This window comes from Ensifer sp. R1-3, assembly GCF_056739175.1.
On sequence record NZ_CP096516.1, the window covers coordinates 821,460 to 834,705 of the forward strand.

Annotated in this window: 12 protein-coding genes; 11 read left to right on the forward strand and 1 reads right to left on the reverse strand. The window is 63.3% G+C overall.

Annotation, left to right across the window (positions count from 1 at the left end; translation table 11 throughout):
* The first annotated feature begins 86 nt into the window (after positions 1–86).
* From M1D43_RS21140 to M1D43_RS21165, 6 genes are all read left to right on the forward strand, one after another.
* Positions 87–878: a DeoR family transcriptional regulator gene (locus M1D43_RS21140; protein WP_014527233.1), complete on the forward strand. Its 792-nt coding sequence runs from the start codon at positions 87–89 to the stop codon at positions 876–878.
* A 94-nt stretch (positions 879–972) separates the two neighbouring features.
* The gene (gene deoC / locus M1D43_RS21145) at positions 973–1,977 is read left to right on the forward strand and encodes a deoxyribose-phosphate aldolase (RefSeq protein ID WP_014527232.1); all 1,005 of its coding nucleotides are present in this window, start codon (positions 973–975) and stop codon (positions 1,975–1,977) included.
* 4 nt (positions 1,978–1,981) lie between these two features.
* Positions 1,982–4,366, forward strand: a complete 2,385-nt coding sequence (locus M1D43_RS21150; RefSeq protein WP_014527231.1) for an aldehyde dehydrogenase family protein — start codon at positions 1,982–1,984, stop codon at positions 4,364–4,366.
* A 124-nt stretch (positions 4,367–4,490) separates the two neighbouring features.
* Complete coding sequence (locus tag M1D43_RS21155) at positions 4,491–4,946, forward strand: RbsD/FucU family protein (protein ID WP_013850735.1); 456 nt, start codon at positions 4,491–4,493, stop codon at positions 4,944–4,946.
* 20 nt (positions 4,947–4,966) lie between these two features.
* Positions 4,967–5,395, forward strand: coding sequence for an OsmC family protein (locus M1D43_RS21160; protein ID WP_010975663.1), 429 nt, complete (start codon positions 4,967–4,969; stop codon positions 5,393–5,395).
* Positions 5,396–5,428: 33 nt separating this feature from the next.
* Positions 5,429–6,223: a dimethylarginine dimethylaminohydrolase family protein gene (locus M1D43_RS21165; RefSeq protein ID WP_010975664.1), complete on the forward strand. Its 795-nt coding sequence runs from the start codon at positions 5,429–5,431 to the stop codon at positions 6,221–6,223.
* A gap of 193 nt (positions 6,224–6,416) precedes the next feature.
* On the opposite strand, the gene M1D43_RS21170 is transcribed toward M1D43_RS21165, so the two are convergent.
* Positions 6,417–7,790: an FAD-containing oxidoreductase gene (locus tag M1D43_RS21170; RefSeq protein WP_014527230.1), complete on the reverse strand. Its 1,374-nt coding sequence runs from the start codon at positions 7,788–7,790 to the stop codon at positions 6,417–6,419.
* 238 nt (positions 7,791–8,028) lie between these two features.
* Here M1D43_RS21170 and osmF point away from each other — a divergent pair, with 238 nt between their 5' ends.
* The 5 genes from osmF to M1D43_RS21195 all read left to right on the forward strand — a co-directional run bounded on the left by osmF (position 8,029) and on the right by M1D43_RS21195 (position 13,245).
* Entirely contained in the window at positions 8,029–8,946 is a 918-nt protein-coding gene (gene osmF, locus M1D43_RS21175) for a glycine betaine ABC transporter substrate-binding protein OsmF (protein ID WP_014527229.1), read from the forward strand.
* Positions 8,947–9,023: 77 nt separating this feature from the next.
* On the forward strand, positions 9,024–10,223 hold the full coding sequence (locus M1D43_RS21180) for an ABC transporter permease (protein ID WP_014527228.1): 1,200 nt from the start codon (positions 9,024–9,026) through the stop codon (positions 10,221–10,223).
* Positions 10,220–11,158, forward strand: coding sequence for an ABC transporter ATP-binding protein (locus M1D43_RS21185; RefSeq protein ID WP_010975668.1), 939 nt, complete (start codon positions 10,220–10,222; stop codon positions 11,156–11,158). The genes M1D43_RS21180 and M1D43_RS21185 overlap by 4 nt, the downstream gene beginning before the upstream one ends.
* Positions 11,158–11,895, forward strand: coding sequence for an ABC transporter permease (locus tag M1D43_RS21190; RefSeq protein WP_010975669.1), 738 nt, complete (start codon positions 11,158–11,160; stop codon positions 11,893–11,895). The genes M1D43_RS21185 and M1D43_RS21190 overlap by 1 nt, the downstream gene beginning before the upstream one ends.
* A 189-nt stretch (positions 11,896–12,084) precedes the next feature.
* On the forward strand, positions 12,085–13,245 hold the full coding sequence (locus tag M1D43_RS21195) for a Gfo/Idh/MocA family protein (protein WP_014527226.1): 1,161 nt from the start codon (positions 12,085–12,087) through the stop codon (positions 13,243–13,245).
* Position 13,246: the final 1 nt, after the last annotated feature.

Below are 13,246 nucleotides of genomic sequence, written 5' to 3' on the forward strand. Positions count from 1 at the left end.
GGATCGCTTGCGGGCCGAGGCGATCGTGTGATATTTCTCACAGATTAACATTGCGCAAAATGCTTTCTTTATAATTTGGAAGAGCCATGGCCAGCCGCAGGGAAACACGCATTGCCACCTTGTCCGACGCGCTTTCGGCGCGGCGGGTCGTGCACCTGAAAGAGGCGGCGGCGCTGCTAGGCGTATCGGAAATGACCGTCCGCCGTGATGTCGCCGACAACCCTGGACTGTTCGGATATCTGGGCGGGCATATCGTACCGGCCGCTGAGATCGAAGGCGATGCGCCCTACGAGCTTGCCCGCGCGGCCGACATTCACGCCGGCGCCAAGCGGCAGGCTTGCATTCATGCCGCCCGGCACATTCGCCCCGATGAGACGATTTTCATCGATTGTGGTACGACGCTGGAATACCTGGTCGAGCTGATACCGGACGATTACGCAATCACGGCGATATGTTATTCCCTGAACACGGCCGAAAGGCTGACGCGGAAAACAAATCTCCGCATGGTAATGCTGGGCGGCGTCTATCACCCGTCGTCGGCTTCCTTTTCCGGCGCGCCCGGAATCGAGACGCTCGACCAGCTCGGCATCAATGTCGCCTTTCTTTCGGCGGCCGGAATAGACCCGGCTAGGGGAGCGACCTGCGTCCATTTCCACGAGGTGCCGGTCAAGCAGAAGGTAATTTCGCTGGCGCGCGAGAATTACCTCGTCGCCGACAGCAGCAAGCTCGGCAAGCTGAAGGCGGCTTTCTTTGCTCCGCCCAGTGCTTTCCGGTCGCTTATCACAGAACACGGCGAAACCGCGTTGGCCGCCGATTTGATGCCTGTGCCGGGAATGTATGAGAGCGGACAACCCCGCCTTGACAGGCGGCGGAAATGATGAAAGTTTAACAAATATCGTGTTAGAAAGCTAACATTCTGTTGTTCGCTCTTTGAAGCGCGCCGCCGGTGGTCCGGGAAGAGGGAGAAATCGGTTGGAAGACCTTGCTCTGAAAAGCGCGGCGGTGGACCCCGCCGGCGCGGGCCATAACTGGCCGCGCAATGACGGTGTCGAGCTCGACCTATCCTGGGTGCTCGATCAGCGCGTCAATCTCTCTGCGGCAGAGCGCCGCGTCCAGACGCTGCCTGGCCGGCGCACCGTCAAGAAGGATGCGCAGGCCGCCTGGCTCTTGAAAGCCGTCACCTGCATCGATCTCACGACGCTCAACGGCGACGATACGGCCGAGCGCGTCAAACGCCTCTGCGCCAAGGCGCGCCAGCCGGTGCGTCACGACATTCTCGACGCGCTCGGCATGGGCGATCGAGGCATCACGACCGGGGCGATCTGTGTCTATCATCGCTTCGTTTCGACCGCGGTGGAGGCCCTGGAGGGTTCCGGCATTCCCGTGGCGGCAGTGTCCACGGGCTTTCCGGCCGGTCTCGTCCCCCACGACGTGAAGCTCAGGGAAATCAAGGCCTCGGTTGCGGATGGTGCTCGGGAAATCGACATCGTCATCACACGCGAGCACGTGCTGACCGGAAATTGGCAGGCGCTCTACGACGAAATGCGGGATTTCCGTGCGGCCTGTGGCGATGCGCATGTCAAGGCAATCCTCGCGACCGGCGATCTCAAGACGCTTCGCAACGTCGCGCGGGCTTCGCTCGTCTGCATGATGGCGGGCGCCGACTTCATCAAGACCTCGACCGGAAAAGAAGGGGTGAACGCGACCCTGCTCGTCACCCTCGCCATGCTCAGGATGATCAGGGCCTATGAGGAGAGGACCGGAATCAAGGTCGGCTACAAGCCGGCCGGCGGCATTTCCGTCGCGAAGGATGTGCTGAACTACCAGTTCCTGATGAAGGAAGAGCTTGGGCGGGAATGGCTCGAACCGGACCTTTTCCGCGTCGGGGCATCGAGCCTGCTCGCCGACATCGAGCGCCAGCTCGAACATCATGTCAGCGGCGCCTATTCGGCCCTCAACAGACACCCGATCGGATAATCAGATGAGCGTTGCCACTTTCTTCGACGAAATGTCCTATGGCCCGGCCCCCGAAGCCGATACCGAGGCGCGCGCCTGGCTCGCTCGGCACGAAGGCAAGCTCGGCCACTTCATAAACGGCACATTCGTCGGTTCAGCATCCGGCAAATCCTTCGACACGTTCGAGCCCGCAACGGGCAAATTGCTCGCGAAAATCGCACATGGCGGGCGCGACGACGTGAACGCGGCGGTGGCGGCAGCGCGCAAGGCGCAGGGCCCGTGGGCAAAGCTCTCCGGACATGCCCGCGCCCGGCACCTCTATGCGCTCGCGCGCCTGATTCAGCGCCATGCGCGCCTGATCGCCGTCGTCGAAGCGCTCGACAACGGCAAGCCGATCCGGGAAACGCGCGACATCGACATACCGCTTGCCGCTCGCCATTTCTATCATCATGCCGGCTGGGCACAGCTGCAGGAGACGGAATTCGCCGACCAGATGCCCGTGGGCGTTGTCGGACAGGTCATCCCCTGGAACTTCCCCTTCCTGATGCTCGCCTGGAAGGTTGCGCCGGCGCTGGCGCTCGGCAATTCCGTCATCCTGAAGCCTGCGGAGTTTACGCCCTTGACGGCGCTGCTCTTCGCGGAGCTTGCCGCTGCAGCGGGTCTCCCCCCGGGCGTGCTGAACGTGGTGACGGGCGAGGGCGAGACGGGGGCGCTGATCGTCGAGCACGAGGATATCGACAAGATCGCCTTTACCGGCTCGACCGAAGTCGGACGCCTGATCCGCGAGAAGACAGCGGGGAGCGGCAAGTCGCTGACGCTGGAGCTTGGCGGCAAGTCGCCCTTCATCGTCTTTGACGATGCCGATATCGACGCGGCGGTCGAAGGCGTCGTGGATGCGATCTGGTTCAATCAGGGCCAGGTCTGCTGCGCCGGTTCACGCCTTCTGGTGCAGGAGGGCGTGGCGCCGGTCTTTCATGACCGGTTGAAGCGGCGCATGGAGACGCTCCGCGTCGGTCATCCGCTCGACAAGGCGATCGATATGGCGGCGATCGTCGCGCCGGTGCAGTTGCAGCGAATCGAAGAGCTGGTGGCGAAGGGCGTCGCCGAAGGCGCATCGATGCATCAGCCGAAGATCGAACTCCCGAAGGGCGGCAGCTTCTTTCGGCCGACGCTGTTGACCGGCGTCCAGCCGACTTCCGTCGTCGCGACCGAGGAAATCTTCGGGCCGGTGGCCGTATCGATGACCTTCCGTACGCCGGAGGAGGCGATCCAGCTTGCAAATCATAGCCGCTACGGCCTTGCCGCGAGCGTCTGGAGCGAAACGATCGGTCTTGCCCTGCATGTTGCCGCAAAGCTTGCGGCCGGTGTCGTCTGGGTCAATGCGACCAACCTCTTCGATGCGTCGAGCGGCTTCGGCGGAAAGCGCGAATCCGGCTTCGGCCGTGAGGGCGGGCGAGAGGGCTGCTACGAATATCTGAAGCCGAGGGCCTGGATGGGGCGCAAGCTGCGCCCCGAACACGGCTTGCCGGCCCCGAAGCAGGCCGCCGGTGATTTCGCCGTTCCGGCGCTCGATCGCACTGCCAAGCTCTTCGTCGGCGGCAAGCAGGCGCGGCCGGACGGGAACTATTCGCGGCCCGTGCTTTCCCCGAAAGGCAAGGTGATCGGCGAAGTCGGCGAGGGCAACCGCAAGGATATCCGCAATGCCGTCGTTGCGGCGCGGGGCGCCTCGGGCTGGTCTTCGGCAACAGCGCATAACCGCGCCCAGATCCTCTATTACATCGCCGAGAATCTGAGCAGCCGCGGGGCGGAATTCGCCGACCGCATCGCCGCCATGACGGGGGCCTCGGCAGCCAATGCCCGAGCGGAGGTCGAAGCTTCGATTGCCCGGCTGTTCAGCTACGGAGCCTGGGCGGACAAATACGAGGGCACCGTGCACCAGCCGCCCCTGCGCGGCGTGGCACTGGCCATGCCGGAACCCCAGGGCGTCGTCGGCGTCATCTGCCCCCCGGAAGCGCCGCTGCTCGGGCTTGTCAGTCTCGTGGCACCGCTGATTGCAGTCGGAAACCGGGTGGTCGCCGTGCCGAGCGAAGCGCATCCTCTGGCTGCGACCGACTTCTATTCGGTCCTCGAGACCTCGGATGTGCCGCCCGGCGTCATCAATATCGTCACCGGATCTGCGATCGAACTCGCCAAGGCACTCGCCGCGCACAACGACGTGGACGCGCTCTGGGCGTTCGGCTCGCCGGAACTTTCGACACTCGTCGAGAAGCTGTCCGTCGGCAACCTCAAGCGTACCTTCGTGGATTACGGCAAGGCGATCGATTGGACGGATCGCTCGGCCGCCGAAGGACAGGCGTTCCTGCGGCGAGCGGTCGATGTCAAGAACATCTGGATTCCCTACGGCGAATAGCCTCCCGCTCTCCGCAGAGCGGTGGTCGTCGCATCGGAAGCGTGGAGAAAGAGCAACAGGCTGTTGACGGCGCGCGCCAGAAACGGCCTGATGCGACCGCGCTTTGCAGTGGAGAAGGACAGGAATGCTCAAGAATATCGACCCGGCTCTCAATGCCGATGTGCTGCACGCGCTGAGATCGATGGGCCATGGCGACACGCTGGTGATTTCCGATACCAATTTCCCGTCGGATGCCATCGCCCGGCAGACCACGCTCGGCAAACTGCTGCACATCGACAATGTTTCTTCGGCGCGCGCGGCAAGGGCGATCCTTTCGGTCCTACCGCTCGACACGCCGCTTCAGCCCTCGGCCGGGCGCATGGAAGTCATGGGGGCGCCGGACGAGGTCCCGGCGGTGCAGCGCGAGGTGCAGGCCGAGATCGACCGCGCCGAAGGGAAGCCCGCTCCGATGTACGGGATCGAGCGCTTTGCCTTCTACGAGGAAGCAAAGAAGGCCTACTGCGTCATCACAACAGGCGAGACACGCTTCTACGGCTGCTTTCTTTTCACCAAGGGCGTCATTCCCCCGGAAAACGCCTGAGCCGCGCGAGGTTACGCCCCATGGCCGAGCTCAAAGTGAGGACGCGGGAAACTGGCGCGACCGCCGTAGTCGGCCGCACCGGCTTTCCGCATGTGACATCGCTGACCGGCGGCGAACTCGATATCGTCACCAGTCCTTCGCAGCCGGGATTCGGGCCGCTCGACCTTCTTTACGCATCGCTCGCGAGCTGTCTGGTGCTCAGCGCACGCATCGCCGCGAGCCGTTTCGGCGTGCTCGACCGGCTCACGGAAGTTACGGTCAAGGTCACCGGTGAGAAGGCCCATGACGAGCCGTCGCGCGTCGCGCGGTTCGATATCGCCTTCGTTATCAAGGGCGATTTCGACGACACCGTGCGCCACGCCATCATGGAGGCGGCGGAGGAGGAGATCTGCACAGTCAGCAACACGTTGCGCGGCAGTCCGGATTTCGTAAGCACCGTGTCCGCTTAAATAAAAAACCAACCAGAGGGAGAAGAGTCCGCGATGACGCGTCCGGCCTATCAATTCAATTCCATCATCGTGCGCTCGCCGTCACGATCGGTCGTTAACGGCTTGCGCGCGGAGGATCGCGGCAGCCCCACCTACGAGGGAGTGAAGGCCGAGCACGACGCCTATGTCGAGGCGATGCGCGATGCCGGCGTGAAGGTCACGGTCCTGCCGGCGCTCGAAGCCTTTCCGGACTCGATTTTCGTGGAGGACCCCGCTCTGGTCTTCACAGAGGGGGCGGTCCTGCTTCGGCCGGGAGCGGCCACGCGCGTCAAGGAAGTCGAGGAAATCGCGCCGACGCTGCGTGACATGTTCGAGACGGTGCTCGACCTGCCGCAAGGCTATGCCGACGGCGGCGACGTGCTGACAACGCGCGAAAGCGTGATGATCGGCCTGTCGGCGAGAACCGACACGGCGGGCGCGGCGGCGCTGCAGGCCTGCCTCGAAAAACTCGGGCGCAAGAGCGAAGTCGTCGCGACCCCGGAGGGCGTCCTGCATTTCAAGACCGACTGCTCGCTCCTCGACGACGAGACGATCCTTTCCACCGATCGTCTTGCACGATCCGGCGTCTTCGGGGAGTTCAGGCAGATGATCATTCCCGAGGGAGAAGAGCCGGCCGCGAACGCACTGCGCGTCAACGACGTGGTCTTGGTCGGTTCCGATTTTCCCAGGACGATCGAGATGCTCGACAAGGCCGGCTATAGGGTCGTCCCGCTGAAGACCACGGAGATAGGCAAGATCGACGCGGGGCTTTCCTGCATGTCGCTGAGGTGGTTCAGCGAAAAGGTTTGACGGGAGCCGCGCAGAGAGCGTTCTGAATGAGCCCAACAGGCCGGATCCCCGTCCGAGACGGGGAGAAGGGACAAGCGGCGCGGCCACAGTTCTCCAGCGGAGGCTGGAGCATGAGGAGGGACCCAGGGGTCCCCTTCGCCCCGCTTGCGGGGAGAAGGTGCCGGCAGGCGGATGAGGGGCAATCCCCCCGACCCTACGCCGACGACAGATCTCCGAACACCGTCGGGATGAGTTCCGACACGGTCGGGTGGATGTGCACCGCGCGGGCGATCATCGTGTAGGGTTTCTTCGCATACATCACGTCAAGGATGCTCTGGATCGCCTCGTCACCACCTGTGCCCAGGATGGATGCGCCGAGAATCTCGTCGGTGCCCGCATCGACGATGACTTTCATGAAGCCCTGCGTCTCGCCCTTTTCGACCGCGCGGCCGACCCTTGTCATGGGGCGCGTCCCGATCAGCAGCTTGTGTCCTTTCTTGCGGGCCTCGGTCTCGGTCATGCCGGCGCGGCCGAGCGGCGGGTCGATATAGAGGGCGTAGGTCTGGATGCGGTCGCTCACCCGGCGCGGATCGTCGTCGATGAGATTGGCGGCGACGATCTCGAAGTCGTTATAGGAGGTGTGCGTGAAGGCGCCGCGGCCGTTGCAGTCTCCCATTGCGAAAATATGCGGAACATTGGTGCGCAGGCTGTCGTCGACCTCGATATAGCCCCGTTCGTCGGTCTTCACGCCCGCCTTGTCCAGGCCGAGATCATCCGTATTGGGGTGGCGGCCGGTCGCAAGCAGCACATGAGAACCGCTCACCTCCGGCTCGCCAGATGTGCAATCCACGCCCACGGCTACGCTGTCCGCATGGTTCGAGAAGCGGATGCATTCCGCATTCGTGCGTATTCGAACGCCTTCGTTCTCGAGGATCTCACGGATCGCGTCGGAGACCTCCGGATCCTCCCGCCCGATCAGCCGCGCGCCCTTTTCGATGACGGTGACGTCGGAGCCGAAGCGGCGGAACATCTGGGCGAATTCAAGCCCGATATAGCTGCCGCCCACCACGACGAGATGTTCCGGCAGCTCGGCAAGGTCCATGATCGAACTGTTGGTGAGATAAGGGACGTCGTTCACGCCGGGCAGATCGGCAACTGCGGCGCGGCCCCCCACATTGACGAAGATCCGCTCCCCCGAAATCAGTTCGTCGCCGATGCGGACCTCACGCGGACCTTCGAAACGGGCGTGGCCCTCGAAGACGGTGCAGTTCTTCATACCCTTGAGCCACTTCTCGACGCCTGAGCGGGCATCGAGCCGGACCTTTTCCTTTCGCGCCATGACGCGACCAAAATCGACCGAGACAGGCCCTGTCGTCATGCCGTATTCGGCTCCGCGTCGGGCGGTGTGGATCGCATAGGCGCTCGCGACCATCGCCTTGGTCGGCATGCAGCCGGTATTGACGCAGGTGCCGCCGAAAAGCTTGCGCTCGATCAGTGCAACGGTCTTGCCCGCATCCGACAACCGTCCGGCGAGTGAAGGTCCCGCCTGGCCGGCACCGATGACGATCGCATCGAAATGCTTGTTCATGACAACCTCCGGAGAGATGCTGGCGCCGGGCGGAAGAGTGGTCCACATTACGTCCGATTGCAATGCGCATCGACGGCAACGTTTGCCGCCCGATCCGGACGGCGCCATGGAACGGATATCAAGTGCAGACAGCTTAAGCTCGATTTTTTCCGGAAAGCTGACATATATGGAACGTCTTGGCCGGACGCAGCGCGGAAAGCGTGATCAAAATTCGAGATCAAAACCGAGGGAGACAATCATGCGACTGAACTTCACCAGGACACTGATCGGTGCCGCCATTGCGCTTGCACTCACCACCGCGGCTGCCGAAGCCGAGGTCGTCGTTTCCTCGAAGATCGACACGGAGGGCGGCGTTCTCGGCAACATCATCCTCTCGGTCCTGAACGCCAACGACATCAAGACGACGGATCGCGTGCAACTCGGCGCCACCCCTGTCGTGCGCAAGGCGATCATCGCCGGCGAGATCGACATCTATCCCGAATATACCGGCAACGCCGCCTTCTTCTTCGAGAAGGCCAACGATCCGGCCTGGAAGGATGCGGCGAAAGCCTATGAAGAGGCGAAGAAGCTCGACTATGACGCCAACAAGATCGTCTGGCTGACGCCGTCTCCGGCCAATAACACCTGGGCGATCGCGCTGCGCAAGGACATTGCCGAGAAGAACAACCTCAAGACGCTATCGGATTTCGGCAAATTCGTTTCTGGCGGCGGCGAGGTCGTGCTCGCGGCTTCGTCGGAATTCGTCAACTCCGCCGCTGCCTTGCCTGCGTTCCAGACGACCTATTCCTTCAAGCTGAAACCGGAACAGCTCATCACGCTCTCCGGAGGCGATACCGCCGCGACGATCGCGGCTGCGGCAAACCAGACGAATGGCGCCAATGCGGCAATGGTCTACGGCACCGATGGAGGCATTGCGCCCTCCGGTCTCGTGGTTCTCGAGGACGACAAGGCCGTCCAGCCGGTCTATCAGCCGGCGCCGATCATCCGCGAAGCGGTTCTCAAGGAAAATCCGACGATCGAAGAGATCCTGAAGCCCGTCTTCGAAAAGCTCGACCTCACCACCCTGCAGGAGCTCAATGGCCGCGTGCAGGTCGGCGGCGAGTCGGCCAAGGCCGTTGCCGAGGACTTTCTGAAGGCAAACGGCTTCCTGAAATAGCTTGACGTCGGGGGAGGGCGCTGGTCCGATAAGATTCGACCGCGCTCTTCCTTCACCTGCCTCGAACGGACCGCTGAATGGCGACTGGCATCATCCAGACAAGGGAACGCTTGGCCTTCCGTTTCGACAAGCTCGGCCTGATCATCGCGATCCTCGTCCTCTATGGCGCTCTCCTTGCGCCTTTCGCGACGTTTCGTGCAAACCGGATCATTCAGGGCGAAGCACGGGCAATCCTGGAGGCACTTCCGCCGCCGCTCGGCTACGGGCTCCTCGCCCTCGTGATTGCCGGCGCCGGCGTCGCGTTTCTCAGGACCCCGCGCCTCTTGCGGATGGCCGTGGCACTGGCTGCGCTGGCAGCTCTCGCCCTTCTGATCGGGGTGGCGGCCGATCACCTGACGCCGCCGGACAACAGCTTTGCACGCGTGTCTCCGGCTTCCGGCTTCTGGGTTCTGGTCTTCGCCTTCTCCCTGTTGGTCGCGGACGCCTTGACCCGCCTCAATCCGGGACCTGGTCTGCGGCTTCTCGTTTTCGCGGGCGTCCTCGTCCTCGCTGGAGGAATGCTCGTCACCGGCCGCTGGGACGACCTTTCGATCATGAAGGAATATGCCAACCGCTCCGACCTGTTCTGGACCGAGGCGGGCCGTCACGTGACGCTGGCGCTCGGCTCGCTGGTCGCAGCGACCGTCGTCGGATTGCCGCTCGGCATTCTCTGTCACCGCGTCGAACGGCTTCGGGCCGGCGTGCTCAATGTCCTGAACGCCATCCAGACGATCCCTTCCATTGCACTTTTCGGCATTCTGATCGCGCCGCTCGGCTGGGTCGCGGCGAATATTCCCGGCGCTGCGGCGATCGGCATCCGCGGCATCGGTGCCGCCCCTGCCTTCGTCGCCCTCTTCCTCTACTCCCTGCTGCCTGTCGTCGCCAACACAGTCGTCGGGCTTGCCGGCGTGCCGCACGCGGCCAACGACGCGGCGCGGGGCATCGGCATGACGGACCGCCAGCGCCTCGTCGCGATCGAGTTTCCGCTGGCCTTTCCGGTGATCCTGACCGGCATCCGCATCGTGCTGGTGCAGAACATCGGGCTTGCGACGATCGCCGCCCTTATTGGCGGCGGGGGTTTCGGCGTCTTCGTCTTCCAGGGGGTGGGTCAGACGGCGATGGACCTGGTGCTGCTCGGCGCAATTCCGACTGTCGTGCTGGCCTTTACCGCGGCGATCGTGCTCGACGCGCTGATCGAGATGACCATGCCGAACCGCAGCCGAGGCAACGCCGCATGATCGAAATCGAGGAAATATCCAAGCGCTATGGCGACACGACGGTCGTGAGCGACGTGTCGCTGACGGTCGCGCCGCATACGGTCACCGTCGTCGTCGGAACCTCCGGCTCCGGCAAGACGACGCTCCTCAGAATGATCAATCGCCTCGTCGAGCCGACGGCAGGGACGATCAAGATAGACGGCGAGGACAATCGATCGATTCCGGGTTTCGAGCTGCGCCGGCGTATCGGCTACGCCATTCAAGGCCATGGCCTCTTCCCGCACAGGACAGTCGCGCAGAACATCGCGACCGTGCCGACGCTGCTCGGCTGGGAGAAAGCCCGCATCGATGCCAAGGTGGAGGAGCTGCTGAAGCTGTTCCAGCTCGATCCCTCGGAATTCGGACCGCGCTACCCTCACGAGCTTTCCGGCGGGCAGCAGCAGCGCGTGGGCGTTGCAAGGGCACTTGCGGCGGAGCCCAACGTACTCCTGATGGACGAGCCCTTCGGCGCGCTCGATCCGATCATCCGCGCCAAGGCGCAGGACGACCTCGCCGCCATCCAGAAACATTTCGGCACCACGATCATCCTCGTCACCCACGACATGGAAGAGGCCTTCCACCTTGCCGACAGGATCGCGGTGATGGACAAGGGCGAGGTGGTGCAATATGCGACGCCGGCCGAAATGCTCGTCAGGCCCGCCACGCCCTTCGTCGAGACGCTGGTCGGCGCCAGCGAGCGTCCATTCCGGCTGCTCGACATCGAAACGGTCGGCGAGGCGGTCGAGCCCGGCTCGGCCGAGGGCCGGCCGGTTCCGGAAGTTCTCAGCCAGCGTGACGCGCTGTCGGAGCTTCTGTGGACGGGCCGTTCGGCACTGCCGGTCGCGGCGGCGGACGGCGCGATCCTGGGCAAGATCACGCTCGAAGCGATCGTGAAGCGTGCGGCGAGGCGGCAGTGATGGCCACGCTGCCCAATCTGTTTCGGCTGACCGTGCTCGCCGTGTTGCTGGCTTTCCTGGTGCAGCCCGCCTGGTTCGAGCCGCTGTTGAAACCTCTGGTGCAAGAGAACGCGCCGGCCGTCTACAACCAGGGCAGCCTGTTCTGGCTGACGGTCCTGCACTTGCGGACCGTGTTCGTCGCGACGGTGGCCGCGACCATCGTCGCCGTATCACTGGCGATCATCGTTACGCGGAAGGCCGGCGCCGAGTTTCTGCCGCTCTCGCGCAGTCTGGTCAACATCGGCCAGACTTTCCCGCCGGTGGCGGTCCTCGCGCTTGCGGTACCGATTTACGGCTTCGGCGAGAAGCCGACCCTGATCGCCCTTTTCCTCTATGGCCTTCTGCCGATCTTCGAAAATGCCCTGACCGGACTGACCACTCTGCCGCCGACGGTGATGGAGGCTGCACGCGGCGCGGGAATGACCGGCCGCCAGCGGCTCTTCAGGATCGAGCTTCCGCTGGCGCTGCCGGTGATCCTGACAGGCATCCGCCTTTCCGTCGTGATCAGTCTCGCGACGGCGACGATCGGCTCGACGGTCGCGGCCAGGACGCTCGGCGAGGTGATCATCGCCGGACTTCAGTCCAACAATCTCGCTTTTGTCCTCCAGGGCGGCTTGATCGTTGGAGCGCTTGCCGTCCTCATTCACGATGCGCTCCAGGGGCTTGAACGGGCATTCGCGGGTCGAGCGCACATCTGAAGCGCCTCGCGTCCAATCGAATTGATGCGATGCGTCAGGCCGCCAGCTTGGGCGTGAGCTAAACTTAACGCCAGGAATGAAAATGAATTTCACAATCTGGCGCATTTTCCGATTTTTCATTGACGCAATGAAAAATCTGTCCCAGTCTACGAAAAATAATTACGCCGAGACAAGGGAACAGCGCGAGCAATGAAAGTCGGGATAATCGGACTCGGATTCCGTCTGGGATACCTGGGCTATGTCTTCAAGGCGATCGACGAAGCCTTCGAGGTCGCGGGATATGTGGATCCCGAGCCGGCCGGCCTTGCCACGCTTACCGAGAAAGGCATTTCCGCCGGCAGGGCCTACGCCACGCCTGAAGAGCTCATCGCCGGCGAAAAGCTCGATCTCCTGATGATCGGCTCGCCGAACCACATGCATCTCGATCATATCCGTATCGGCCTCGAGGCGGGGCTCAAGATCTTCTGCGAGAAGCCCATCGTCAGCACGATCGAGCAGAGCCTGGAACTTGCGGCGCTGCTTTCGAAACACGGGCCCGACCGGCTGATGGTCGGCCTCGTGCTGCGTTATGCGCCGCTCTATCGTGACCTGCGCGCCGCGCAAGCCGCAGGAACGCTCGGCCATGTGGTTTCGATCGAGGCCGCCGAGCACATAGAGCCCTATCATGGCGCGTTCTTCATGCGCGATTGGCGCCGCTATGGACGCTATGCCGGAAGCTTCATGCTCGAGAAATGCTGCCACGACCTCGATCTCTACAACGGCGTGGTCGGCGCGCGCCCGGAACGCGTCGCCAGTTTCGGCGGCCGCAAGAGCTTCATCCCGGCCAATGATCCCAGCCGCGACGGCGTAAACGACCTGCAGCTTTTCCACCGCAAGCCGAGCGGCTGGCTCGGCTCCGACAAGGTCTTCGACAGTGATGGCGACATCATCGACTATCAGGTCGCCATCGTCGAATATGCCAACGGCGTCGCGATGAACTTCCACACCAACCTCAACGTGCCGGACCAGTTCCGTCGCTTTTGCGTCATCGGATCGCGCGGCATGGCGGAGGGCGACTTCATCCGCGGCTATCTGGACGTGCACGAGGTGCTGTCGGGCCGGAAGGTGGTGGAGAAGCGCTACGCCAAAGAGACGGCACTTTCGCAACACTACGGCGCCGACGAGCAGATGGCGGCCGAGATCATCGCGCATGTGCGGGATGGCGGTCCCCTGCCGGTCTCGCCGCTCGATGCGCTGGAAGCGGGCATTCTGGCGCTGTCCATGGACGAGGCGCGGATGAAGAGGACGGTCGTCGATCTTCGGCCGCTCTGGGACCGCTTCGACGAAGCCCTGCATGCCCGTGCGGCTTGAG

Bases quoted from the DNA above. Each gene is read 5' to 3' on its own strand.
- M1D43_RS21150 (WP_014527231.1), top strand. From the start codon at position 1,982: ATGAGCGTTGCCACTTTCTTCGACGAAATGTCCTATGGCCCGGCCCCC.
- M1D43_RS21155 (WP_013850735.1), top strand. From the start codon at position 4,491: ATGCTCAAGAATATCGACCCGGCTCTCAATGCCGATGTGCTGCACGCG.
- M1D43_RS21140 (WP_014527233.1), top strand. From the start codon at position 87: ATGGCCAGCCGCAGGGAAACACGCATTGCCACCTTGTCCGACGCGCTT.
- M1D43_RS21160 (WP_010975663.1), top strand. From the start codon at position 4,967: ATGGCCGAGCTCAAAGTGAGGACGCGGGAAACTGGCGCGACCGCCGTA.
- M1D43_RS21180 (WP_014527228.1), top strand. From the start codon at position 9,024: ATGGCGACTGGCATCATCCAGACAAGGGAACGCTTGGCCTTCCGTTTC.
- M1D43_RS21185 (WP_010975668.1), top strand. From the start codon at position 10,220: ATGATCGAAATCGAGGAAATATCCAAGCGCTATGGCGACACGACGGTC.
- M1D43_RS21165 (WP_010975664.1), top strand. From the start codon at position 5,429: ATGACGCGTCCGGCCTATCAATTCAATTCCATCATCGTGCGCTCGCCG.
- M1D43_RS21195 (WP_014527226.1), top strand. From the start codon at position 12,085: ATGAAAGTCGGGATAATCGGACTCGGATTCCGTCTGGGATACCTGGGC.
- M1D43_RS21170 (WP_014527230.1), bottom strand. From the start codon at position 7,790: ATGAACAAGCATTTCGATGCGATCGTCATCGGTGCCGGCCAGGCGGGA.
- osmF (WP_014527229.1), top strand. From the start codon at position 8,029: ATGCGACTGAACTTCACCAGGACACTGATCGGTGCCGCCATTGCGCTT.
- M1D43_RS21190 (WP_010975669.1), top strand. From the start codon at position 11,158: ATGGCCACGCTGCCCAATCTGTTTCGGCTGACCGTGCTCGCCGTGTTG.